The 22,826-nt window shown below is 63.7% G+C and carries 21 protein-coding genes; 12 read left to right on the plus strand and 9 right to left on the minus strand.

The genetic code is table 11. From position 1 onward, the window contains the following. Positions 1-109: 109 nt before the first annotated feature. From acuI to J2X19_RS16860, 3 genes are all read left to right on the plus strand, one after another. Entirely contained in the window at positions 110-1,129 is a 1,020-nt protein-coding gene (gene acuI / locus J2X19_RS16850) for an acrylyl-CoA reductase (NADPH) (protein WP_116607748.1), read from the plus strand. After that, the gene (locus tag J2X19_RS16855; protein ID WP_310374987.1) at positions 1,116-3,956 is read left to right on the plus strand and encodes a sensor domain-containing protein; all 2,841 of its coding nucleotides are present in this window, start codon (positions 1,116-1,118) and stop codon (positions 3,954-3,956) included. The genes acuI and J2X19_RS16855 overlap by 14 nt, the downstream gene beginning before the upstream one ends. 62 nt (positions 3,957-4,018) lie before the next feature. After that, the gene (locus J2X19_RS16860; protein ID WP_310374988.1) at positions 4,019-4,975 is read left to right on the plus strand and encodes an SRPBCC family protein; all 957 of its coding nucleotides are present in this window, start codon (positions 4,019-4,021) and stop codon (positions 4,973-4,975) included. A 50-nt stretch (positions 4,976-5,025) separates the two neighbouring features. Here the strand turns inward: J2X19_RS16860 and J2X19_RS16865 are convergent, their stop codons facing one another. The 7 genes from J2X19_RS16865 to J2X19_RS16895 all read right to left on the minus strand — a co-directional run bounded on the left by J2X19_RS16865 (position 5,026) and on the right by J2X19_RS16895 (position 11,661). Then, entirely contained in the window at positions 5,026-6,402 is a 1,377-nt protein-coding gene (locus tag J2X19_RS16865) for a reverse transcriptase family protein (RefSeq protein ID WP_310374989.1), read from the minus strand. Positions 6,403-6,673: 271 nt separating this feature from the next. After that, complete coding sequence (yjjJ, locus tag J2X19_RS16870) at positions 6,674-7,978, minus strand: type II toxin-antitoxin system HipA family toxin YjjJ (protein WP_310374990.1); 1,305 nt, start codon at positions 7,976-7,978, stop codon at positions 6,674-6,676. Between the two features lie 93 nt (positions 7,979-8,071). Next, on the minus strand, positions 8,072-8,641 hold the full coding sequence (locus J2X19_RS16875; RefSeq protein WP_310374991.1) for a DUF2062 domain-containing protein: 570 nt from the start codon (positions 8,639-8,641) through the stop codon (positions 8,072-8,074). After that, complete coding sequence (locus J2X19_RS16880) at positions 8,641-9,603, minus strand: TerC family protein (protein WP_310374992.1); 963 nt, start codon at positions 9,601-9,603, stop codon at positions 8,641-8,643. Before J2X19_RS16880 ends, J2X19_RS16875 begins: the two co-directional genes overlap by 1 nt. A gap of 35 nt (positions 9,604-9,638) precedes the next feature. Continuing rightward, on the minus strand, positions 9,639-10,013 hold the full coding sequence (locus tag J2X19_RS16885) for an HPF/RaiA family ribosome-associated protein (protein WP_310374993.1): 375 nt from the start codon (positions 10,011-10,013) through the stop codon (positions 9,639-9,641). 167 nt (positions 10,014-10,180) lie between these two features. Next, positions 10,181-11,059 carry an EamA family transporter RarD gene (rarD, locus tag J2X19_RS16890; RefSeq protein ID WP_310374994.1) on the minus strand — a complete coding sequence of 293 codons (879 nt, stop codon included), beginning with the start codon at positions 11,057-11,059 and terminating at the stop codon, positions 10,181-10,183. A 77-nt stretch (positions 11,060-11,136) separates the two neighbouring features. Continuing rightward, complete coding sequence (locus J2X19_RS16895) at positions 11,137-11,661, minus strand: Mpo1 family 2-hydroxy fatty acid dioxygenase (protein ID WP_310374995.1); 525 nt, start codon at positions 11,659-11,661, stop codon at positions 11,137-11,139. Between the two features lie 106 nt (positions 11,662-11,767). Between J2X19_RS16895 and J2X19_RS16900 the strand changes: the two genes are divergently transcribed. Beyond that, positions 11,768-12,472, plus strand: a complete 705-nt coding sequence (locus J2X19_RS16900) for a Crp/Fnr family transcriptional regulator (RefSeq protein WP_310374996.1) — start codon at positions 11,768-11,770, stop codon at positions 12,470-12,472. Between the two features lie 56 nt (positions 12,473-12,528). On the opposite strand, the gene gap is transcribed toward J2X19_RS16900, so the two are convergent. Beyond that, complete coding sequence (gene gap, locus J2X19_RS16905; protein ID WP_310374997.1) at positions 12,529-13,527, minus strand: type I glyceraldehyde-3-phosphate dehydrogenase; 999 nt, start codon at positions 13,525-13,527, stop codon at positions 12,529-12,531. A gap of 69 nt (positions 13,528-13,596) precedes the next feature. Further along, entirely contained in the window at positions 13,597-15,600 is a 2,004-nt protein-coding gene (tkt, locus tag J2X19_RS16910; RefSeq protein ID WP_310375348.1) for a transketolase, read from the minus strand. 244 nt (positions 15,601-15,844) lie between these two features. On the opposite strand from tkt, the gene J2X19_RS16915 reads away from it, so the two are divergent. The 8 genes from J2X19_RS16915 (at position 15,845) to J2X19_RS16950 (ending at position 22,741) form a co-directional block, all read left to right on the plus strand. Then, positions 15,845-16,219 (plus strand): tautomerase family protein, encoded by a 375-nt coding sequence (locus tag J2X19_RS16915; RefSeq protein ID WP_310374998.1) that lies wholly within the window; start codon positions 15,845-15,847, stop codon positions 16,217-16,219. 96 nt (positions 16,220-16,315) lie between these two features. Next, positions 16,316-17,020 (plus strand): N-acetylmuramate alpha-1-phosphate uridylyltransferase MurU, encoded by a 705-nt coding sequence (murU, locus tag J2X19_RS16920; protein WP_310374999.1) that lies wholly within the window; start codon positions 16,316-16,318, stop codon positions 17,018-17,020. 11 nt (positions 17,021-17,031) lie between these two features. Beyond that, on the plus strand, positions 17,032-18,417 hold the full coding sequence (locus J2X19_RS16925; RefSeq protein ID WP_310375000.1) for an aminopeptidase P N-terminal domain-containing protein: 1,386 nt from the start codon (positions 17,032-17,034) through the stop codon (positions 18,415-18,417). A gap of 186 nt (positions 18,418-18,603) precedes the next feature. Beyond that, positions 18,604-18,951, plus strand: coding sequence for a hypothetical protein (locus tag J2X19_RS16930; protein WP_310375001.1), 348 nt, complete (start codon positions 18,604-18,606; stop codon positions 18,949-18,951). A gap of 50 nt (positions 18,952-19,001) precedes the next feature. Next, positions 19,002-19,253: a translation initiation factor IF-1 gene (gene infA / locus J2X19_RS16935; RefSeq protein WP_092757223.1), complete on the plus strand. Its 252-nt coding sequence runs from the start codon at positions 19,002-19,004 to the stop codon at positions 19,251-19,253. A gap of 123 nt (positions 19,254-19,376) precedes the next feature. Next, complete coding sequence (locus tag J2X19_RS16940; RefSeq protein WP_116607734.1) at positions 19,377-21,710, plus strand: NADP-dependent malic enzyme; 2,334 nt, start codon at positions 19,377-19,379, stop codon at positions 21,708-21,710. Between the two features lie 156 nt (positions 21,711-21,866). Then, complete coding sequence (locus J2X19_RS16945) at positions 21,867-22,271, plus strand: guanyl-specific ribonuclease (RefSeq protein ID WP_310375002.1); 405 nt, start codon at positions 21,867-21,869, stop codon at positions 22,269-22,271. Between the two features lie 74 nt (positions 22,272-22,345). Beyond that, positions 22,346-22,741: a barstar family protein gene (locus J2X19_RS16950; RefSeq protein ID WP_369821586.1), complete on the plus strand. Its 396-nt coding sequence runs from the start codon at positions 22,346-22,348 to the stop codon at positions 22,739-22,741. The last annotated feature ends 85 nt before the right edge of the window (positions 22,742-22,826 follow it).

Genomic DNA, 22,826 nt, shown 5'->3' on the forward strand with positions numbered 1-22,826 from the left:
AACATAGCTGCTTGCGCAGGCAGAATAAGCGCTGCGGGCCTGTTTTATCTAAATTTACACCGCCAGCACGGCCAAGCCTTAGGATCAGCCATCCACGCAAGGAGAGACGATGTTCACAGGAATTCTGGTAACCAAGGACGACGCGGGCTACCGCGCCACGCTGCAGGACATTGACGACAGTCTGCTCGGCGAGGGCGACGTCACGCTGCGCGTCGAATGGTCTACGCTGAACTACAAGGACGGCCTGGCGATCACCGGCCAGTCGCCGGTGGTGCGGCGCTTTCCACTGGTGCCAGGCATCGACTTTGCGGGCACGGTGGTGCACAGCAGCCACCCCGCCTGGCGGCCCGGCGACCAGGCCATCCTGAACGGCTGGGGGGTGGGTGAAAGCCATAGCGGCGGCCTGGCCCAGATGGCGCGGGTACACGGCGACTGGCTGGTCGACCTGCCGCCGGTGTTCAGCACCCGCCAGGCCATGGCCATAGGCACGGCCGGCTATACCGCCATGCTCTGCGTGCTGGCGCTGGAGAAGCACGGCATCCGCCCGGCGGACGGCGAGATCCTGGTGACCGGCGCCAACGGCGGCGTGGGCAGCGTGGCTATCGCCCTGCTGGCCGGGCTGGGCTACACGGTGGTGGCGTCCACCGGCCGGCCGGCCGAGGCCGACTACCTGCAGTCGCTGGGCGCCGCCCGCACCATCGACCGGGCCGAACTCGGCACCCCGGGCAAGCCGCTGGGCAAGGAGCGCTGGGCCGGCGTGGTGGATGCGGTCGGCAGCCACACCCTGGCCAATGCCTGCGCGACGACGAAGTACCGCGGCGCGGTGGCCGCCTGCGGCCTGGCCGGTGGCATGGATTTCCCGGCCAGCGTCGCGCCCTTCATCCTGCGCGGCATCACCCTGTACGGCATCGACAGCGTGATGGCACCGCTGGCGCTGCGCCAGCAGGCCTGGCAGCGGCTGGCCAGCGACCTGGACGTGGCCAAGCTGGAAGCCATCACGCAGGAGATCGGCCTGTCGGAAGCGATTGCCGTGGGCACCGAACTGCTCAAGGGCTCGGTGCGCGGGCGGGTGGTGGTGGATGTGCAGCGCGGCCTGGCAGCGGGGAGCGGGCCGCATGCCGGTCAATGACCCGAACCTGGCCTGGGTGCTGCTGGGCAAGGGGCTGGACCTCTACCAGGATGGCGTGTTCATCACCGGCGAGGACGGGCACTTCGTCTATGTGAACGATGCCGCCACCCGCGCCTTGGAATACAGCCGTGAAGCGCTGCTGGCCATGGGGCCGCCGGACATAGACCCGAACATTTCCAGGGAGCGCTGCCTGGAAATACTGCAGAGCCCCCAGGGCCAGGCCTTCGTCATCGACACGGTGCACAAGACGCAGAGCGGCAAACGGATTGCGGTGCAGGTGCATGGCGTCACACTCGGGATGAACGGGCAACTTTTTGCGGTGGCCATTGCCCGCGATATGTCGGAATCCCAGCGGATGCAGGAGACCCTGCAGCAGCGCCAGCAGTATTGGCGCACCTTGCTGGACGAGTTTCCTTTTTTTGTTTGGCTGAAGGACGAACAAAGCCGCTTGCTGGCAGCCAACACCGCCTACGCCAAAGTGGCGCGGGTGGCATCCACGGCGGAGCTGGAAGGCCGGACTGAATTCGATTTCTTTCCGAAGGATCTGGCCGAAATTTATATGGCCGACGACCAGGCCGTCATGGCGGCGGGCGTGGCCCACTATGTGGAAGAGCTCTACCTCGACGAGCACGACCAACGGCGCTGGATGGAGGTGTGGAAGTCCCCGCTGCACGAGCATGGCAAGGTGGTGGGCACGGTCGGCTATTCCCGCGACATCACGGACCGCAAACATACGGAGAGCGAGCTCCAGAAGGCCTTGGCCTTTGCCCAGGGGGTCATTGATGCTTTCCCGGACCTGTTGTTCGAAACCGACCGGGCGGGCCGCTACCTGAATGTGTGGACACGCAACCCCGAGTTATTGGCGGCAAGCCGGGAGGCTTTGCTGGGGCGCACGCTGCAAGAAGTGCTGTCGCCCGAAAGCGTGGCGATTGCCGAGATCGCCTACGTAGAGGCCGAACAGGCGGGTATTTCTTTAGGCCATGTCATCTCGGTCATGACCCCTGTGGGCCTGCGCCAGTTTGAGTTGTCGGTATCGCAAATGCGTGCCATCGGTGACGCAGGTCCGCATTTCATTACGGTTTCACGCGATGTAACGCAGCGGCTGGAGCTGCAGCAGGAGCTGACCAACCGGGAGCACGAATACCGCACCCTGGTCGAAAATTCACCGGATGTGATTGCCCGTTTTGACGTGCAATTCGGCTGCCGCTACGCCAATCCGGTGCTGCTGCAGGCCTTGGGGCAGTCCAGCACGCGGGTGCTCGGATGTTCGCCCGAGGCGCTGTGGGGCGCACAGGCCGGAGCGGTGCTGACGCAGCATTTAACCTACGTGATGGACAACAAGGAATCGGTGGAGTTTGAGCTGCACTGGGCCGATGCCCTGGACCGCAGCATCTGCAGCTTGGTCAGTTTGACCCCCGAAGTCGGCGACGCTGCCAGCGTCAGCAGCGTCTTGATGGTGGGGCGCGATATCAGCCAACTCAAGGCCTACCAGGACAAGATCCACCAGATGGCGTTTTACGACCCGCTGACCGGGATGCCCAACCGGGTGTTGTTCAACGACCGCCTGGCGCAGATGCTGAAGGATGCGGCCTACCACCACTACCAGGCCGGGGTGGTGGTGGTGGATCTGGACCGCTTCAAGCAGATCAACGACACCATGGGCCATGCCGCGGGCGACGCCTTGCTCAAGGAAGTGGCCGTGCGCCTGCGTGCCAGTGTGCGCAGCTATGACACCGTCGCCCGGCTCGGTGGAGACGAGTTCGGCATCCTGTTGCCGCAAATCCGTACGGGGGCCCATCTGGCGCGCGTGGCGGGCAAACTGCTGGCCGCCTTCAACCAGAGCTTTTGGCTGGAGGGGCGGGAGATTTTTGTGTCCTGCAGCGTCGGTATTGCGGTGTACCCGTCAGACAGCGAGGTGGCAGAAGAGCTGCTCAAGTACGCCGACTCGGCGATGTACTCGGCCAAGCGCTTCGGGCGCAACAATTTCCGGTTTTACTCCAAGGACTTGACGGTGCACGCCCAGCAGCGGCTGACGCTGGAGTCCGAGCTGCGCCGCGCACTGGAGCGCGGCGAGCTGGCGCTGCACTACCAGCCCAAGGTGCTGCTGGAATCTGGCACGATAGTCGGCTGCGAGGCGCTGTTGCGCTGGACCCATCCCCGCCTGGGCATGGTGTCGCCGGAGCAGTTCATCCCGGTGGCGGAAGACTCCGGCTTGATCAACGAGCTGGGGGCCTGGGCGCTGCGCGAATCCTGCCGGACCGCCGCCCTGTGGAATGCTGCGGCAGCGCTGCCGCGCAAGGTGGCACTCAACCTGTCGGTCCGCCAAATCCAGGCGCCGGGCCTGGTCGCGCAGGTGGCGGGCATCCTGTCCGAAACCGGTTGCCAGCCCCAGTGGCTGGAGTTCGAGATCACCGAAAGCCTGCTGCTCGGCGAAGACAGCATGGTGGTCAGCGCCCTGCAGGCGCTGCGCGACATGGGTATCACCATCGCGATTGACGACTTTGGCACCGGCTATTCGGCCTTGTCCTATCTGGCCCGGTTTCCCATCGACACGCTCAAGATCGACAAGTCCTTCATCCACTCGGCGACGACCGACCATTTCCGGGCCGAGCTGGTGCGGGCGATTCTGTCGATTGCGCGCTGCCTGAACCAGATCGTGGTGGCCGAGGGCGTGGAAACGCGGGAACAGGCAGACTTTCTGGCTGCCGAAGGCTGCCAGCTGGCCCAGGGCTTTTTGTTCAGCGAGGCGGTGCCCCTGGCGCAGTTGCTGGCTTTTCCCGGTGCCTGCCTGGCACCTCGCATAACTCCCAAGCCACCCGACGGATAAAGCGCCGCCGAAGCATGCAATAGACTGGGTGCGCCAGGCCACCAACCCCCAGGAGAAACCCCATGGAAAGCCCTGAAATCGCCATCACCCGCACCGTCCACGCGCCGCGCCAGCGGGTCTGGGACATGTTCACCCAGGCCGAGCACATCCAGCACTGGTGGGGACCGAACGGCTTCACCAACACCATCAGCGCAATGGATGTGCGGGTCGGCGGCCTGTGGCGCTATGTGATGCACGGGCCTGCGGGTGCAGACGGTAGTCCGGGCACCGACTACACCAACTGGATCCGCTACGCCGAACTGGAAGCGCCCGCGCGCATGGCCTACGCCCACGGTGGCGACGACCCCGAGCACGCCGAATTCCATGCCGAGGTAACGCTGCAGGACCTGGGCGACAGCACGACCCAGGTCACGCTGCGCCTGCTGCTGGCCAGCGCCGAGCAGCGCGCCCAGCTGGTCGAATTTGGCGCGGTGCAGGGCGGCGAGCAAACCCTGGCGCGGCTGGACGCCTATGTATCGGCCACGCCCGACGCCCAGTGCTTTGCCATCGGCCACAGCTTCCCGGCCCCGCTGGCCCAGGTCTGGCAGGCCTGGAGCGAGCCCGCGCGCTTCGCCCAATGGTGGGGACCGGCCGGCTGCGCCGTACAAGTCAAAAAGATGGACTTCCGCTCGGGCGGCGAAACCCATTACGCCATGGCCTGGCCCGGCGTGCCGCCGATGTGGGGCAAGTTTGTCTATGGCCAGATCGTGCCGCAGCAGAGCATAGAGTTCATCAATTCCTTCTCCAACGAAGCCGGCGATATCACCCGCGCGCCGTTTTTCGACGACTGGCCGCTGCGGGTTTTCAACACCGTGACCTTCAGCGAACAAGCCGGCCAGACCACCATCAGCCTGCGCGGTGGCCCCATCCAGGCCACCGAGGCAGAGCGCAGCCGCTTTGCCGGGCATTTCGACTCCATGACCCAGGGCTTTGGCGGCACGTTTGCGCAGCTGGAAGCGTATTTGCTGCGGAAAGAATAGCTGGTTGCGCAGGTAGAACCTGCGCTAGAGGCTGATTTTGTTTGAATCCATCACCAACGGATCTGCTCAAACAAGCCCATCAGCTTAGTGGCCCGGGCCGCATTGAACTGCCCAACCCAGCCGATGCGGCCTCGCAGATGCCCGCGGAAGTCCATCAGGTCGGCAGGGTTCTGCGACGCCGGCCCGTGTTGCACGCACTGGTACAAACAGGCCTTAAGCCGGTCAAAATCCTGCCGCGGCGTATTCGGCTGCGCATTCACCACCACGCCGGTAATGCGTTGCTGTCGGTGCTGCGGCAGGCAGCGGGTTTTGGCCGGATGCAGGGCAAAGCCTTCGTCTTCGGCAATCGCCGCCACCCAGGCCTGCAGCGCCCGAAACTGCGGTCGCAAGGCCGCCGGCCCAGAGAACACCAGGTCATCCGCATAGCGGGTGTAGCGGGCGCCAAACGCCCAGGCCAGGCCGTCCAGGCGTAAATCCAGTCCAAAGGCGCACAGGTTCGCCAGGGTCGGAGACGTTGGCGCGCCCTGGGGTAAATGGGCCGACCGCAGGCGCTTGGCACCCAGCCAATCCAGGCCACCGTCGTCGCGCAATCTGTCCACCACCATCGGGGCGGTGCGGTGGGTGCACAGCGCCGTCAGGCAACGCGCCACACCAACGGGATAGCCCAGGGTGCGCCACAGCGCCATGACCCGGGCCGCGCGTATGCCGCCGAAGAAATCGCGCAGATCGAACCGGATCACCACCGCCTGGCCCGCGTGCGTAGCCGCATGGGTGGCGACCGAACGACCCGGGACAAAGCCGTGCGCCGCCTCGTGTAAGGGGACGTGCTGCAGCAGGCCGGTGTAGAGGGTGCGCTGCACCTGTTTCAGGTCTACCTTCGGAATCTCCAGCAATCGCAATCCGCCGGTGCGCTTGGGCTGCAGCTTGTAGCGGTAGTGCTCGGCCCCCAAGGGAGTTTCGGGGCCCAACCAGGCCAAGCGATCCAGCGGCAGCTTCAGCCATTCGGCCAGATCATGCACGGTCGGCAGATCGGACAGCTGGCAGTTGTCCAGGCCCAGGGGGCGCGGCTGCATGCTGGCCGGGCGCAGTATCAAGCGACGGATGTGCGGTCGTGCGCCGTCGGCAAAGGCTGCGTCGAACGGGCTCTCGGCTTGGATTTCTTCGTCGTCCACTACGGTGGGCTGCCCTGGTGCAGGCGCCAGAATGCGCTGCGTCAGGGAATCAAGGTCCATTTTTTGCCAGCTGACGGCGGGCAGCTGGGCCAGCGGCGCAACAACGGCGTGGAGCCATGCCGGGTTGTCACCCAGCGTGGCAGCAGCCCGCGCCTGCAGGGCGGCTGCACTGGTGCCGCCCGGCTGACCGGCATCGGCCAGCATCGCGCGCGCCAGGCTGCGGGCAATCCAGGTTCGGTAGGAAATGTCGCGCATACACCCCAAAAATAGGTGGCGACCAGCGCGTCAACCAGCAGGTCCGGCGTGGGCAATCTGCGCAAGATGCGCATGCGGCGCACGCACCGAGATGGCTCGGCAAAAAACAACCATGGGGGTACCCCACAGTGCGAGTCAGAGCAACGTATCACCCTGGGCTCACAACACTTGGCGCGCTGGCGCCGAGGCCATTCTACGGGGCGGCTAGGGCAGCGAGACAACAGGTATTCAGCTATTAAATGTGTAGCTGTTAGCGCTGGTGAAATATGCGCTAGAGAGCGATTTTCTTTAAATTTTCAGCAGCCATCGCGCGGAATTCTGCGGAGATGCGCACATCGCCCGCAGCCGCGCTCCAGAACACCCGGGCCAGCGCTGTGGCGCGCTCCCAGGCGGGCAGGGTGGCCGTAGTCGGCTGCAGCCGGCCGGCGGCGAAGTCACGCGGCACCAGCTCACCGCCGACCGGGGCGTAGAGCATGGGCAGCATGTCGTAGGTGGGCGAAAGCGTCCAGTCGTCGTGGTCCAGCAGCAGCGAGATATTGCCGTAATGCCGGTCGGTGTTGGCGATCAGCACGCCAAAGGCTTCGAGGAAGCGCAGGTGCTCGGCGTCGGCGGCGGTGAGCAGGCCGCGGGCCTGCATGCGCTCGGCGGTGGCGGCCCAGTTGTCCATCGCGCCCACGTATTCGGCGTCGTAGACCATCAGCGAGACCATGCCGATACGGCCTTTTTCGGTGCGGTCGAAGCGCTCGGACTCCAGAAACACCCGGCCTGCGCCGCTGTGGATTTGCGTCTTGGCGGCAGGCACACCGGCCTGGGCCAAGGTCTGCAGCGCCAGGTGCTCGCAGACCAGCAAGTCGCGGGTGCGCTGGTCGGTGGGCGCGTCGCCAGCCGGCGAGAACTTGACGATCACGTGCCGGCCGGCGTTGATGGTGCAGAACTTGGGCTGCTCGCCGCCAGCCGACGAGCCCGACAGCGTGCCCTGCATGGCCTGCTCGGCCAGCCGCGGATAGTCGTCGACCGAGGCTACGCGCGAGGCCCGCTCCGGCAGGCTGTGGAAACGCTGGAATGCGGCTTCGCCGACCACCAGATTGCCCGGCAGGTCGTCGCCAAACAGCGCCAGCGCGCGCAGCACATCGTCGTCGCTCCAGTAGCGCGGGTCGTTGCCGAGTTGCAGGTCCGGGTGCGCATGGGCGAAGGTGCGGCCCATGAAGCCCTGGGGACGCATATCGTCCAGAAACCAGGGCAGGCCGTCGAAGCGCTTGCTCAGGCCATCTGCTTCATCGACCCAGACCGCGCCGCTGGCCAGAGGCACCAGGCGCGCAAACGGGCTGGGCCGGCCCTGGGCGTCGATGCGCACCACCGGAATGCTGCGACCCACATCGCGCACCGTGCGCGGCAGCACATAGCGCTGCGAGCGCGCCGCGCCGACTTTCAGCAGCTCGCCCGCCTGCAGCAGCGGTGCCAGCGCCCGCGACACCGTAGGCTGGCTGACGCCCAGCGCGGCCTGCAGCTCGGCCGCCGACACCACGCCGCCGCGCTGGCGCAGCGCTTGCAGGATCTGGGGAGCGAGGGAGGGCATGGCTTTATCTATGTATGAATAGATAAATTCTAGAGTATTCTCAATTTATTCAATAACTTAACTTAGTTCATGAATAGATACTTTAGATAAAAATCACGCCTGTCGATGGCGCCGGGCCCGCAGGGCCAGCTGCCAGGCGCGTTTGATCACCGGGCTCAGCCACAGGGCTTGCATGGCCGCATAGGCGATGACGGCAAAGCCGGCACCCATCAGCGGCAAACCGACCAGCAAGGGCCAGCCCATGGCCTGTACCCAGTCCATCAAGCCCGCCATCCAGTCGACGGCGCCGGCCCCAAAGCTGGGCATGGCCGGCAGGGCATAGGCACCCGGCAGCACCCACTGGCCGAGCTGGAAGGCCAGCATGTACAGCGGCACGATGGTCAGCGGATTGGTATAGCAGGTGGCCAGCGCACCGGCAATCGCGTTGCCGCGCAGCCAGGCACACAGCAAGAAGGTGGCCGGCACCTGCAGCGGCCCGGGAATCAGGCCGCAGAACATGCCTATGGCCACGCCCAGGGCCAGCGGACGGCGATTGAAGTCGAACACGTCGTGCCGGTCCAGCCAGGGCCGGGCGCGCTCCAGCAGGGGGCCATGCAGATGGCTGAGCACCTTGGGTTCCAGGCCGCGCAGCCAGTGGCGCAGTTTTTGTGAGTAGCTGACCATCAGTGTGCGGGCGGACCCGATTTACGCGATGTAGCGAGCGAGGCCACGATGGAGGCCGCAATCAGCGCCGTGGTCACCAGCAGGGCGTAGCCGATGGGGATCTTCACCAGGTCGATCAGCAGCATCTTGCCGCCGATGAAGATCAGCACCAGCGCCAAGCCGTAGGCCAGCAGGTGGAAACGGTCCGCCAGGTCGGCCAGCAGAAAGTACAGCGCGCGCAGACCCAGGATGGCGAAGATGTTGGCGGTGAGCACGATGAAGGGGTCGCTGGTGATGGCGAAGATGGCCGGGATGCTGTCCACCGCAAAAATCACGTCGGTGGTGCCGATCAGCACCAGCACCACGAACAGCGGCGTGTAGTACTTGACGCCATCGATCTGGGTCGACAGCTTTTCACCGTCAAACTCGTTGCTGATTTTCATGCGACCGCGCAAGAAGCGCAGCACCGGGTTTTGCGCAATGTCGGGCTCCTTGCCGGCGGCCAGCCACATCTTGGCGCCGGTGAACACCAGGAACGCGCCGAACACATACAGCAGCCAGTGGAAGGTGGCCAGCAGCCAGGCGCCGGCCAGGATCAGGATGGCGCGCAGCACGATGGCGCCGATGATGCCGGTGATCAGCGCGCGCTTCTGGTACTGCGGCGGCACGCCGAAGTAGCTGAAGATCATCAGGAACACGAAGATGTTGTCCACCGACAGGCTTTTCTCCACCAGGTAGCCGGTGATGAACTGCATGGACACGGTATTGGCCACCGTGCGGCCCTGGCTGGAGTCCAGGTAGGCCCAGAGCAGGGCCACGAACACAAAGGCCAGCGAGAACCACAGCACGCTCCAGCCAGCCGCCTCTTTCATGGTGACCTGGTGTGCGCCCTGGCGCTCCATCACCCACAGGTCGATGCCGATGGCCACCACCACAAAGACGGCAAAGCCCAGCCACATCCACCAGGTTCCGATTGTTTCCATGCTCTGGTTCTCCGCTACGTTGATGCAAAAAATGTTTAAGAGGAGGTGCCCAGGTCCACCGGGGCCAACTCCAGGCGCTTCAGCGGCTGGGTATGGGGCGGACGGGACTGCTGCAGGTGCTTGACCACGCGGCTGACGGCGCGCCGGATGGCGGCTTGCAGCGCGGCATACCAGTCGCTGGCGGTGGTCTTGACGACGATGTTGCCACGGCCACGCAGATGCAACTGCACCTGGCACTGCTTGTCCACACCGCCGCGTGGGCCGTTGGCGTCGCGGTAGCTGACCCGCACCGTGTCAACGAACGCGGCCAGGCGGCGCAAGGCAAAACGCAGCCGCTGTTCGCTGGCCGAGCCCAATTGCTTGGTACCAGGCTTGGTATCTGCGCCTTGGGTTTCCACAATGATGTGCATGGTGACTCCTTGTTCAAGTGAGAAACAGGTCCGTCAGACCGGGAATGTGTCGCCTGGGCCACGACAGGCTGGCGCACAAACGCAATTCTAAAAACCCATCTCTTCGCAAAAAACATGCTTAATGCATATGGACACTTCGTTATTTGCGAAGTATTGCGAAACCGCTATCAGGCCATGGCGACGCGCCGGCTGCTCCACCAGCCCTCCAGGCTGTAGACCAGCAGTGCCGCCCAGATCAGCGCAAAGCCCAGCAAGCGCGAGGCCTGGAACGGCTCGTTGAAGATCCACACCCCCAGCGCAAACTGCAGGGTCGGCGAAATGTATTGCAGGATGCCCATGGTGGCCAGCGGGATGCGCCGGGCGCCGGCAGCGAACAGTAGCAGGGGTATGGCGGTCAACGGCCCGGCCAGCAGCAGCCAGCCGATAGACGCCGCATCGCCGTGCAGCAGCACGCCCTGGCCCTGCCAGGCCCAGTAGCCGAGCACGCCTATGGTCACGGGCGCCAGCAGCATGGTCTCCAGCGCCAGGCCTTCCAGCGCGCCCAGCGAGGCCACCTTGCGCAGCAGGCCATAGAAGCCAAAGGTCAAGGCCAGCACCAGCGCGATCCACGGCAGACGCCCGGTCTGCACCGTCAGCCACAGCACGCCGGCCGCCGCCACGGCCACCGCCAGCCACTGGCCAGGGCGCGGCCGCTCGTGCAGAAACACAAAGCCTAGCGCCACATTCACCAGCGGCAGAATGAAATAGCCGAGACTGGCATCGACCACATGCTGGTGCTGCACCGCCCACACGTAGACCACCCAGTTGGCCGACAGCAGCAGCGCCGACAACGCAAATGCCCCCAATACCCGGGGCTGGCGCAGCAGGGCCGGCATCCAGGCCCAGCGCCGGAGCACGGCCAGCACGACCAGCAGAAACACCAGCGACCACAGCGTGCGGTGCAGCACCACCTCCAGCGCAGGTATGCCCGCCAGTTGGTGGAAGTACAGGGGGAACAGGCCCCAGGCCGTGTAGGCCAGGACCGCGTACAAAACGCCAGGATGCATGGGGAGGAGGGAGTGAAACGAGACAGCGTATAGCTTACCCGCCCACCTGGCCCCACCCTGCCTGCAAGACGGGAATCTTAGGTGGCAGCCTCCGTGGCCACGCGTTGCGCAACGCCCAGGCGGCGCTGTATCTCGGCGTTCACCTCCAGGCGCAAGTGCAAGGCAAAAGCCGTTTCTGCGGTGAGAAACAGCGGCCCCACCAACAGCCCCACGATGTCATCGACAAAAGCGGGGTTTCGGCCCTCGAAGTAATGGCCTACAAACTGGATCACCCAGCCCGCGACAAACAGCCCCAGGCCCCAGCCCAACCACACGAAGGTGGCCTGTGCGGCAAACCACTGGCTGGCCCAGATGCTAAGCGCCAGTTGTGCGGCCATCGCCACACCGAAGCGCACATCCAGCCGAAGGTAAAACAGCACCGACAGCACGGCCACCACGATGGCAGGAGTGAGGGCCACACCGGCCAGCATCCAGCCGGGGCGCGACAACAAGATAGTGACGGCCAGCACGATCATGGGAATGCCCACAAAGTGGGTGGCGACATTGCGCGGGTCCTGGTGGTAGGCCGCATATTGCGTCAGGTGGTCGGTGAGGGTTTTCATACGGGTCTTGTTCTAGCGGGATATTGACGACGCGCCATGATCGGCTTAGCTTTGGCATCCCGTCTGTCGGCTACCCGACACAAACCACCGCAGCCGCACAAACCCTATGCCCGACCCCTCCCGCTATTTGCCGATATTGAATTCTGGACGCTGGTTTGCCCAGCTGCCCGCGGAGTTTGCCCAGGCCCTGTTGCGCATGGCCAAGCTGCGCACACTGCAAATGGGCGATGCTCTCTTTTTGCGTGACAGCCCACCCTGCGGCCTGTATGCACTGGTATCGGGCGCCATTCGCATCTCGGGTCAGAGCGGCCAAAGCAACGACGCGCGCGAGGCCTTGCTGGTGCTGCTGACCCCGCCGCAATGGTTTGGCGAAATTTCGGTGTTTGATGGATCGGCCCGCACCCACCACGCCCACGCCGCCGAGCCCAGCACGCTGCTGCAGGTACCCCACGAGGAACTGCTGGCCTGGTTGCAAGCCCACCCACAGCACTGGCGCGACCTGGCGGTACTGATGGCCGACAAGCTGCGCATGGCCTTTGTGAACATGGAACAGCAAACCCTGCTAAACGCCCCCCTGCGCCTGGCCCGCCGCCTGGTGGACATGGCCCAGGGCTACGGCCAGCGCACCGACGATGGCAGCACGCGCCGTGTACTGGCCGTCACGCAGGAGGAACTGGCGCTGATGATTGGCGTGTCACGCCAAACCACCAACCAGATCCTCAACGGGCTCAAGGACCGTCACATCCTGCGCCTCCAGCGCGGGACGCTGGAAATCCTGGACCTGCAAGCGCTGCGCGCCCTATGCCCATAAAAAAAGCCCGCACCGGGTAGGCTGCGGGCTTCACAGACCGGGGTCTGTAGCAGAGCTTACTTGGCGACCACGCGGGCCATTTCCAACACTTTGTTGGAGTAACCCCATTCGTTGTCGTACCAGCTGACCAGCTTGACGAAGGTGCCGTCCAGAGCGATGGAGGCTTCTGCGTCGTAAATCGAGGTACGGCTGTCACCACGGAAGTCGGTTGCGACGACCTTGTCTTCGGTGTAGCCCAGGATGCCCTTCAGGGCGCCTTCGGACTGGGCCTTCAGCTCGGCGTTGATCTCGGCCAGGGTGGCCGAGGTGTTCAGCTCGACCGTCAAGTCGACCACCGACACATCGCTGGTCGGCACGCGGAAGGCCATGCCGGTCAGCTTCTTGTTCAGCTCAGGAATCACCACGCCCACGGCCTTGGCTGCGCCGGTGCTGGAAGGAATGATGTTTTCCAGAATACCGCGGCCGCCGCGCCAGTCTTTGTTCGATGGGCCGTCCACAGTCTTTTGCGTGGCGGTGGCGGCGTGCACGGTGGTCATCAGGCCGCGCTTGATGCCGAACTTGTCATTGATCACCTTGGCCAGCGGGGCCAGGCAGTTGGTGGTGCAGGAGGCGTTGGAAATGATGGCTTGGCCAGCGTAGCTCTTGTCGTTCACGCCAAACACGAACATGGGGGTGTCGTCCTTGGAAGGAGCGGACAGGATGACCTTCTTGGCACCTGCGTCGATGTGCTTTTGTGCGGTTTCCTTGGTCAGGAACAGGCCGGTGGATTCGACCACGATGTCGGCGCCGACTTCGGCCCACTTCAGGTTCGCGGGGTCGCGCTCTTGCGTCAGGCGGATCTTCTTACCGTTGACGATCAGCACGCCGTTGTCCACCGAGACTTCACCCTTGAAGCGGCCATGCACGCTGTCGTACTGCAGCATGTACGCCAGGTAGTCGGGCTCCAGCAGGTCGTTGATGCCGACGATTTCCACGTCGTCAAAGTTTTGGATGGCGGCACGGAACACCATGCGCCCGATACGGCCGAAACCGTTGATACCGATCTTGATTGCCATTGTCTTATCTCCAGTAGTTAAATCTCAACCCAGCGATGGTAGGCCCGGTGTGCACCGGGCCTACGCCGTTTACTTCTTCTTACGCAGGACTTTTTCGACCGTCATCGCCACGTTCTCGGAGGTGAAGCCGAAGTGCTTGAACAGCACTGGTGCGGGGGCCGATTCGCCGTAGGTGTCCAGGCCGACCACGGCTGCGCAGCCGTATTTCCACCAGCCGTCGGTAACGCCCATTTCGACAGCGATGCGGGGCAGATTGGCCGGCAGCACTTCGGTTTTGTAGGCTTCGGATTGGCGGTCAAATACCGTGTTGCTGGGCATAGAGACTACGCGGACAGCTATGCCTTTGGTAGCAAGCAGGGCTTGGGCAGCGATTGCCAATTGCACTTCGGAGCCGGTGGCGATGATGACGGCCTGGGCCTTCTTCTTGATGCCAACGGCTGCGGGTTCGGACAGCACATAGGCACCACGGCTGATCTCGCCCAGATCCGCCTTGGCGGCGTAGGCGATGTTCTGGCGGCTCAGCAACAGGGCCGAAGGACGGTTCTTGTTTTCCAAGGCCACGGCCCAGGCCACGGCGGTTTCGGCCGTGTCGCCCGGACGCCAGACGTCCAGGTTCGGGATCAAACGCAGGCTGGCGGCGTGCTCGACCGACTGGTGCGTCGGGCCGTCTTCGCCCAGACCGATGGAGTCGTGGGTGAACACGTGGACCACGCGCAGCTTCATCAGCGCGGCCATGCGGATGGCATTGCGGCTGTAGTCGCTGAAGGTCAGGAAGGTGCCGCCGTAGGGAATGAAGCCACCGTGCAGGGCCACGCCGTTCATGATGGCGGCCATGCCGAATTCGCGCACGCCGTAGTTGATGTGGCGGCCACCGTTGCCGACGCCGGTGTGGCTGTCGAAACGCAGATTCGGCGTGCTCTTGGTGTTGGTCAGGTTGGAACCGGTCAAATCGGCCGAACCGCCCAGCAGTTCAGGCAGGGCTGCGGTGAAGGCTTCCAGCGCCAGCTGCGATGCCTTGCGGGAGGCCACGGTTTCGCCCTTGGTGTGGGCGCCGATGACGGTGTCCACAGCAGTCTGGGCAAAGTTCTTTGGCAGATCGCCCTTCATGCGGCGCAGCAGTTCCTTGGCTTCGGCGGGGAAGGCGGCCTTGTAGGCAGCGAACTGGGTGTTCCAGGCGGCTTCGCGGGCGGCGCCGGCGCTCTTGGCGTCCCAGGCGGCAGCGATGTCCTTGGGGATGGTGAACGGGGCGTAAGGCCAGTTCAGCACTTCGCGGGTCAGCTTGATTTCCTCGGCGCCCAGCGGTTCGCCGTGGGCCTTGGAGGTGTTGGCGCGGTTCGGACTGCCCTTGCCGATGTGCGTCTTGCAGATGATTAGCGTGGGCTTGTCGGCCGACTTCTTGGCATCGGCGATGGCTTGCGATACGGCGGCGGTGTCGTGTCCGTCGATCGGGCCCAGCACGTTCCAGCCGTAGGCCACAAAACGCAGGGCGCTGTTGTCGATGAACCAGGGGGCGACCTGGCCGTCGATGGAGATGCCGTTGTCGTCGTACAGGGCGACCAGCTTGTTCAGCTTCCAGGCGCCGGCCAGAGCGGCGGCTTCGTGGCTGATGCCTTCCATCAGGCAACCGTCGCCCAGGAAGGCGTAGGTGTGGTGGTCGACGATGGCATGGCCTTCGCGGTTGAACTCTTGCGCCAGCAGCTTCTCCGCCAGGGCAAAGCCAACGGCATTGGTGATGCCTTGGCCCAGCGGGCCGGTGGTGGTTTCCACACCAGGCGTGTAGCCGAATTCGGGGTGGCCTGGGGTCTTGCTGTGCAGCTGGCGGAAGTTCTTCAGCTCAGCTATTGGCAGCTTGTAGCCGGTCAGGTGCAGCAGCGCGTACAGCAGCATGGAGCCGTGGCCGTTGGACAGGATGAAGCGGTCGCGGTTCAGCCAGTTCGGGTTCTTGGGGTTGTGCTGCAGGTGCTCGTCCCACAGGGCGACAGCCATGTCGGCCATGCCCATGGGCGCGCCGGGGTGGCCGGAGTTGGCCTGTTGCACCGCGTCCATGGCCAGCGCGCGGATGGCGTTGGCCATGGCGGTGGTGGGCTTTGCAGCAGCCGGAGCCGCAGCAGGAAGAACCGCCACTTCGGGGGTGTTTTCGTTCAGGGGGGTGTCGGCCATCGAGGTCAGCTCCGGAGAAAGTTCGGGGTGGATATTCTGGTAAGCCCGTTATTTTACGGGGCTGACACCTTGCGCCTTGTGCTGCCCTGGTAACCCGGAGCGGGTGCGGCAAAGACAGCACAATAGACAACCCCTCGCCCACACCCCCATAACCGCCATGCCGCTTGCCAAAATTGAAGTCCGCCGCAGCCGTCCTGCTGCCGAAGTTGCCGCGTTGATGGAGGCGGTCTACCTGTCCATGCGCGAAGCCCTGAAAGTGCCGGAAGACGACCGCCAGGTGCGCTATATCGAGCACCGCCCCGAGCACTTCTGGGTGGCCCCCGGCAAGACCGAAAACTACACCCTGGTCGAGGTGATGATGTTCCCCGGCCGCAGCATCGATGCCAAGCGCACGCTGTACCAGGGCATCGTGCAGCGCTTGGGCACACTCGGCATTGCGCCGCTGGACGTGTTGGTGGTGCTGACCGAGCCACCCAAGGAAAGCTGGGGCGTGCTGGGTGTACCGGCCTCAGACACCACACCCAAGGTTTAAGCCTTTTAGGCCGCTAGCGCAATAACCATCTGCGGCAGCAGCTATTTATTCAATAGCAAATGCAGCCGTAGCATGACCCGCCCGATAATCCACACCATGCCCGCCCACCCCCTGATTACCCATGCCATCGTGCTCGCCGCAGGCCGCGGCGAGCGCATGCGCCCGCTGACCGACCACACGCCCAAGCCGCTGTTGCCCGTACAAGGCAAACCGCTGATCGTCTGGCACCTGGAAGCGCTGGCGGCAGCTGGTGTGCGCTACGTCGTCATCAACACCGCCTGGCTGGAAGAGCAGATCCCCGCCGCGCTGGGCGATGGCTCGCGCTGGGGCCTACGGATCAGCTATTCCATGGAAGGCCGCGACCACGGCGGAGCACTGGAAACCGCCGGTGGCATCCGCAAGGCGTTGCCGCAGCTGGGAGATGCTTTCTGGGTGGTGGCCGGCGATATTTATGCGCCAAGCTTCCGCTATGAGGCCAGCGCCGCCAATGACTTCGCCCGCAGCAGCGCCCTGGCCCAGCTGTGGATGGTGCCGAACCCGCCCTACCACCCGCGCGGCGACTTCGGCATTGCCGACAACGGTCTGGCGCTGGACGGCCCCGGCCCCGACGGCCAGCGCTGGACCTATAGCAGCCTGGCCCTGGTGCGCGCCGAACTGTGCCGCGCCGTGCCCCTGGGCAGCAAGGCCGCGCTAGGCCCGCTGCTGTTTGACGCGATACGCCAGCAGCGCATCACCGCATCCCGTTTTGACGGCCCCTGGCACAACGTGGGCACCCCCGAACAACTGGCCGAACTCCACTGAAGCGACACACCATGAGCACCCACATCTACGCCCAACGCCGCGCCCAACTGGCCCGTGAAATCGGTCCCGGCGGCATCGCCATCGTTCCCACCGCGCCCGAGCAGCAGCGCAACCGCGACAGCGACTTTCTGTACCGTGCCGACAGCTATTTCTACTACCTGAGCGGCTTCACCGAGCCGAATGCCTGGCTGGTGGTGACCGGCGAAGGCCAGTCCACCCTGTTCTGCGCACCAAAAGATCTGGAGCGCGAAATCTGGGACGGTTTCCGGCTCGGACCGGACGCAGCACCCGCAGTGCTTGCGGTAGATGCTGCATATTCTGTAGCAGACCTGGACACCCAGCTGCCGCGCCTGCTGGAAAACCGCAGCGCTGTGTGGACGCCGTTCGCCACCCACAAGGGGCTGGAAGGCCGTATCGATGGCTGGTTGAACAAGGTGCGCGCGCGGGTCCGCTACGGCGCCCTGTGCCCGGATACCCAGCGCGACCTGTGCAGCGTGCTGGACGAGATGCGCATGTTCAAAGACGCCAGCGAGCAGGACACGATGCGCCGCGCCGCACAGATCAGCGCCGGCGCCCACATCCGCGCCATGCAGCTGTCGGCCCGCATGCTGCGCGCCGGCCAGGACGTGTTTGAGTACCACCTGGACGCCGAACTGCTGCACGAATTCCGCCGCCAGGGCTCGCAGTACCCGGCCTACGGCTCCATCGTCGCTGCGGGCGCGAATGCCTGCGTGCTGCACTACCGCGCCGACAAGGCCCCGGTGCGCAACGGCGAGCTGGTGCTGATCGACGCGGGTTGCGAGCTGGACGGCTACGCCAGCGACATCACCCGCACCTTCCCGGCCAACGGCAAGTTCAGCGGCCCGCAGCGCACGCTGTACGAGCTGGTGCTGGCCAGCCAGGATGCGGCCGTCGCCGCCACCAAGCCCGGCGCCCGCTTCACCGATCCGCATGACGCCACCGTGAAAGTGCTGGCCCAGGGCATGCTGGACGTAGGCTTGCTGGACAAGAACAAGGTCGGCACCGTGGACGACGTGATCGCCAGCCGCGCCTACTTTGCCTACTATATGCACCGCACCGGCCACTGGATCGGCATGGACGTACACGACTGCGGCAGCTATGTGGAGCAGTCGGAGATCGGCGCCAGCAGCCAGCGCAAGGACCCGCTGAGCGGCGAAACCATCACCAACCGGCCGAGTCGCATCCTGCAGCCCGGCATGGCGCTGACCATCGAGCCCGGCATCTATGTGCGCCCCGGCCCGGGCGTACCCGAGGCCTTCCACAACATCGGCATCCGCATCGAGGACGACGCCATCGTCACGGCCACCGGCTGCGAACTGATCAGCCGCGGCGTGCCGGTGGATCCGGACGCGATCGAGGCCCTGATGCGGGATTAAGCAGCTTTTACGGCTCTACGCTATAATAATGATCTCGGTAGATGGGCTTCGCCATGGAGCTCCGCGATGCAACCCAACACATCGCACCACCACGCCGAGCCTGCACCCCCGAGTTTGTCCGCACCCTGTCATGCTGTGCGGACCCAGGGCTCCAAGTGCTTTGCGCGCAAAACCCCTCCCCACCGGGTGCTGCGCAAGACCTGCCTCCAGTGCAATTCCATCGGAAGCCTGTCTAAAACCCGCAGTGTGACAAGACGTATTTCTGGCGCGCCCATTAGTAAGGCCGCCTTGTTTTCCATAATGAATAAAAATAATTCGATTGCTGCCGGCAAATATTTGCTCTCGCCGCTGACCCGTGAACAGGCCGATGGTCGTTTTGGCTCCTCCGTGTCGATCCGTAATGGCTCGCACGACCGTGTCATGCGTTTCGTGGCCCTGTTCGACGATGCCACAACCGCGACACAATACGCAGTTGAGCAAGGTTTGCAGTGGGTGCGCGCGCGCCACGCCAATCCGAGCGCCGCGCACGCCTAAAAACGCCTAAAAGTTACTTACATACTGTCCAATTCTCAAGGAATTTATCCATGGCAAAAGAAGAACTGATCGAAATGAAGGGCCTTGTGTCCGAAGTGCTGCCCGACTCGCGCTTTCGCGTGACGCTGGAAAACGGCCACGTACTGATTGCCTACACCGCGGGCAAGATGCGCAAGAACCACATCCGCATCCTGGCCGGTGACCATGTGTCGCTGGAACTGTCGCCTTACGATTTGTCCAAGGGCCGTATCACCTTCCGCCACATTGCCGGCCGAGCGCCCACCTCTACGCGCTTCGCGTAATTCTGGCGTAAGCAAAACCCCCTACGGGTGCCGCCTTTGGGCGGACCCTACAATCGCAGTCCCTTTGACACAGTGGCTGCCCGGCGCGTTTCCGGTCGGCGGCCATGGCAGGAGACACGCCAGATGAGCAACCCCACGGCTAACGCCGAAGAAAAACGCGCCGAGCTGCGTCGCGCTGCCCTCGAATACCACGAGTTCCCCACGCCCGGCAAGATCGCCATCGCGGCGACCAAACAGCTGGTCAACCAGCATGACCTGGCCCTGGCGTACTCGCCCGGTGTGGCCGCGCCATGCGAAGAGATCGTCAAAGACCCGAACAACGCCTTCAAATACACCAGCCGGGGCAACCTGGTCGCGGTGATCACCAACGGCACGGCCGTGCTGGGCCTGGGCGATATCGGCCCGCTGGCTTCCAAGCCGGTGATGGAGGGCAAGGGCGTGCTGTTCAAGAAGTTCGCCGGCATCGACGTGTTCGACCTGGAGATCGACGAGAAACATGATCTCGACAAGCTGGTCGACATCATTGCCTCGCTGGAACCGACCTTCGGCGGCATCAACCTGGAAGACATCAAGGCCCCCGATTGCTTCTACGTCGAGCGCAAGCTGCGCGAGCGCATGAAGATTCCGGTGTTCCACGACGACCAGCATGGCACAGCCATCTGCGTGGGCGCAGCGATTCTGAACGGCCTGAAAGTCGTGGGCAAAGACCCGAAAGACGTCAAGCTGGTCACCTCTGGCGCTGGCGCTGCGGCTCTGGCCTGCCTGGGCCTGCTGGTCAAGCTGGGTATCCGACGCGAAAACATTTATGTCACCGATCTGGCCGGCGTGGTCTATGAAGGCCGAACCGAACTGATGGACGAAGACAAGATCGTCTATGCCCAAAAGACTTCGGCCCGCACCCTGGGCGAAATCATCGAAGGCGCCGACGTGTTTCTCGGCCTGTCGGCCGGTGGCGTGCTGAAAAAAGACATGGTGGCCAAGATGGCCGCCAAGCCGCTGATTCTGGCGCTGGCCAATCCGAACCCCGAAATCTCGCCCGAAGACGTGAAGTCGGTACGCAGCGATGCCATCATCGCCACCGGCCGCACCGACTACCCGAACCAGGTCAACAACGTCCTGTGCTTCCCCTACATCTTCCGCGGTGCGCTGGACGCAGGTGCATCCACCATCACGCTGGAGATGGAAATTGCCGCGGTGCACGCAATTGCCGAGCTGGCCCAGGCCGAGCAGAGCGAAGTGGTGGCTGCCGCCTACGCGGGTGAGCAACTGGCCTTCGGTCCCGAATACCTGATCCCCAAGCCGTTCGACCCGCGCCTGATGATCAAGATCGCCCCGGCTGTGGCCCAGGCTGCCGCCGACAGCGGCGTGGCGCTGCGCCCCATCCAGGACATGGATGCCTACCGCGACCGCCTGCAAAACTTCGTCTACGCCTCCGGCACGACGATGAAACCAATCTATGACGCGGCCAAGAATGCGGCCAAGAAGCGTGTCTGCTACGCCGAAGGCGAAGAAGAACGCGTGCTGCGCGCTACCCAGATCGTGGTCGACGAAGGCCTAGCCCGCCCGACTCTGATCGGCCGTCCGGCCGTGATCGCCGAGCGGATCAAGAAATTCGGCCTGCGTCTGCGCGAAGAGCTGGACTACGACGTGGTGAACGTCGAGCAAGACCACCGCTACCGCGATTTCTGGCAGACCTACCACCGCATGACCGAACGCAAGGGCGTGACGGCACAAATGGCCAAGATCGAGATGCGTCGCCGGCTGACCCTGATTGGCAGCATGCTGCTGCACAAGGGCGAAGTCGACGGCATGATCTGCGGCACCTGGGGCCACACCTCCATCCACCTGCACTACATCGACCAGGTAATCGGCAAACGCGCTGGCGGCTGTGACAGCACCCCGCAAGATGTGCCGGTGTATGCCTGCATGAACGGCTTGATGCTGCCGGGCCGCCAGGTATTCCTGGTGGACACCCATGTCAACTACGACCCCACGGCCGAAGAGCTGACGGAAATCACCGTCATGGCCGCCGAGGAAATGATGCGCTTCGGCCTCAAGCCCAAGGCCGCGCTGCTATCCCACAGCAACTACGGCCAAAGCAACCAGCCGACCGCGGTAAAGATGCGCCGGGTGCTGGAATTGCTGAAAACCGAGGCCCCCTGGCTGGAAGTGGACGGTGAAATCCACGGAGACATGGCACTGGACGCCGCCGCGCGCGCTGCCGCCATGCCGCACAGCCCGCTCACCGGCAGCGCCAATTTGCTGGTGTTTCCAAATATCGATGCGGCGAATATTTCCTACAACCTGCTGAAAACCGCAGCTGGTGGCAACATCGCCATCGGCCCGGTGCTGCTCGGTGCTGCCAAACCTGTACACATTCTGACCGCCAGCGCCACGGTGCGAAGAATTGTAAACATGACGGCTTTGACCGTGGCCGACGCCAACGTGGTGCGATAAGCCCAAATTCGCCAGCAAGTACTAACTTATTGGCGCCAAAACCCTGCAGAGGCTGCTCATTTTTTGGGCAGCCTCTTGCTTTTTCAGGGTACATGCGGCACACTAGCGCCTTGAAATTTTCGGGTTAACCCGAAGTTCGCAGAAGCCGCATTCACCATGTTCCCGAACGCACACCCCATTACCCGCAGGCATCTAATTGCATTGCTGATAGGGGCCGCATCGGTACTGTGCACCCCTTTGGGGTATGCGCGTCAATCCACCGAGCCAAGCAATTTGCAGGCCATCCGGGTTGCCGAGCTACCTGTACAAGGGCGTGCCACCTACTTGCTGATCCAGCAAGGTGGGCCATTTCCTTTTGATAAGGATGGTACGGTGTTTGGCAACCGTGAACGTATTTTGCCTTCCCAGCAGCGCGGCTACTACCGCGAATACACCGTGAAAACGGTGGGTGTACGCCACCGGGGCGCCCAAAGAATTGTTTGCGGTGGACGTCCCAGAACGCCAGATGCTTGTTTTTATACCAGTGACCACTACGCTAGTTTTCGCCAGATCGTCGAATGAGTTGTAAGGGTCTGGTTCCACAGAATTTTGAAGCCGGGGTAAATTAGATGATTGAAAAGAAAGCGGAGACGGATATGCCTCTTCGCAACGTTAGAACCAATATCGTGCAGTCCATACGCGCCTTCCGGGTGCAGGATCTGCAAGACGCCGCCCTGGGCCTGGGCCAGCATTTCCTGTACGCCAACCTGGCCAATGCCCAGAGCAAACAGGACGTGCTGGACATGATCGCCCAGCAGTTCACTTTTCCGACCCACTTCGGCAAGAACTTCGACGCGCTGTACGACTGCATGACCGATCCATTGCACAAATCGGGCCCGCAGCCTGGTTTTGTGGTGGTTCTGGAGCAAATCCCTGCGCACGCCAAGTTCGACAAGGAAGCGCGCGAGCAGCTGCTCGACATCTTCCGCGAAGCTGCCGACTACTGGGGGGACAGGAAGATTCCGTTCCGATGCTTCTATTCTTTTCTGTAGCCCGTTCTGCACAAAACAGCCAAGCAGAACGGGCGAACGAGGCAGGCAGCGATGCCGTCTCGGGCATTGAGTTGGAGTCTGGCGA

It is taken from the genome of Rhodoferax ferrireducens (assembly GCF_031458075.1).
GTDB classification, from domain to species: domain Bacteria; phylum Pseudomonadota; class Gammaproteobacteria; order Burkholderiales; family Burkholderiaceae_C; genus Rhodoferax_B; species Rhodoferax_B ferrireducens_A.

Bases quoted from the DNA above. Each gene is read 5' to 3' on its own strand.
- J2X19_RS16880 (WP_310374992.1), bottom strand. From the start codon at position 9,603: ATGGAAACAATCGGAACCTGGTGGATGTGGCTGGGCTTTGCCGTCTTT.
- J2X19_RS16855 (WP_310374987.1), top strand. From the start codon at position 1,116: ATGCCGGTCAATGACCCGAACCTGGCCTGGGTGCTGCTGGGCAAGGGG.
- J2X19_RS16875 (WP_310374991.1), bottom strand. From the start codon at position 8,641: ATGGTCAGCTACTCACAAAAACTGCGCCACTGGCTGCGCGGCCTGGAA.
- J2X19_RS16860 (WP_310374988.1), top strand. From the start codon at position 4,019: ATGGAAAGCCCTGAAATCGCCATCACCCGCACCGTCCACGCGCCGCGC.
- rarD (WP_310374994.1), bottom strand. From the start codon at position 11,059: ATGCATCCTGGCGTTTTGTACGCGGTCCTGGCCTACACGGCCTGGGGC.
- yjjJ (WP_310374990.1), bottom strand. From the start codon at position 7,978: ATGCCCTCCCTCGCTCCCCAGATCCTGCAAGCGCTGCGCCAGCGCGGC.
- J2X19_RS16900 (WP_310374996.1), top strand. From the start codon at position 11,768: ATGCCCGACCCCTCCCGCTATTTGCCGATATTGAATTCTGGACGCTGG.
- J2X19_RS16945 (WP_310375002.1), top strand. From the start codon at position 21,867: ATGTTCCCGAACGCACACCCCATTACCCGCAGGCATCTAATTGCATTG.
- J2X19_RS16915 (WP_310374998.1), top strand. From the start codon at position 15,845: ATGCCGCTTGCCAAAATTGAAGTCCGCCGCAGCCGTCCTGCTGCCGAA.
- murU (WP_310374999.1), top strand. From the start codon at position 16,316: ATGCCCGCCCACCCCCTGATTACCCATGCCATCGTGCTCGCCGCAGGC.
- J2X19_RS16940 (WP_116607734.1), top strand. From the start codon at position 19,377: ATGAGCAACCCCACGGCTAACGCCGAAGAAAAACGCGCCGAGCTGCGT.
- J2X19_RS16885 (WP_310374993.1), bottom strand. From the start codon at position 10,013: ATGCACATCATTGTGGAAACCCAAGGCGCAGATACCAAGCCTGGTACC.
- J2X19_RS16925 (WP_310375000.1), top strand. From the start codon at position 17,032: ATGAGCACCCACATCTACGCCCAACGCCGCGCCCAACTGGCCCGTGAA.
- J2X19_RS16950 (WP_369821586.1), top strand. From the start codon at position 22,346: ATGCCTCTTCGCAACGTTAGAACCAATATCGTGCAGTCCATACGCGCC.
- infA (WP_092757223.1), top strand. From the start codon at position 19,002: ATGGCAAAAGAAGAACTGATCGAAATGAAGGGCCTTGTGTCCGAAGTG.
- J2X19_RS16865 (WP_310374989.1), bottom strand. From the start codon at position 6,402: ATGCGCGACATTTCCTACCGAACCTGGATTGCCCGCAGCCTGGCGCGC.
- J2X19_RS16895 (WP_310374995.1), bottom strand. From the start codon at position 11,661: ATGAAAACCCTCACCGACCACCTGACGCAATATGCGGCCTACCACCAG.
- acuI (WP_116607748.1), top strand. From the start codon at position 110: ATGTTCACAGGAATTCTGGTAACCAAGGACGACGCGGGCTACCGCGCC.
- tkt (WP_310375348.1), bottom strand. From the start codon at position 15,600: ATGGCCAACGCCATCCGCGCGCTGGCCATGGACGCGGTGCAACAGGCC.
- gap (WP_310374997.1), bottom strand. From the start codon at position 13,527: ATGGCAATCAAGATCGGTATCAACGGTTTCGGCCGTATCGGGCGCATG.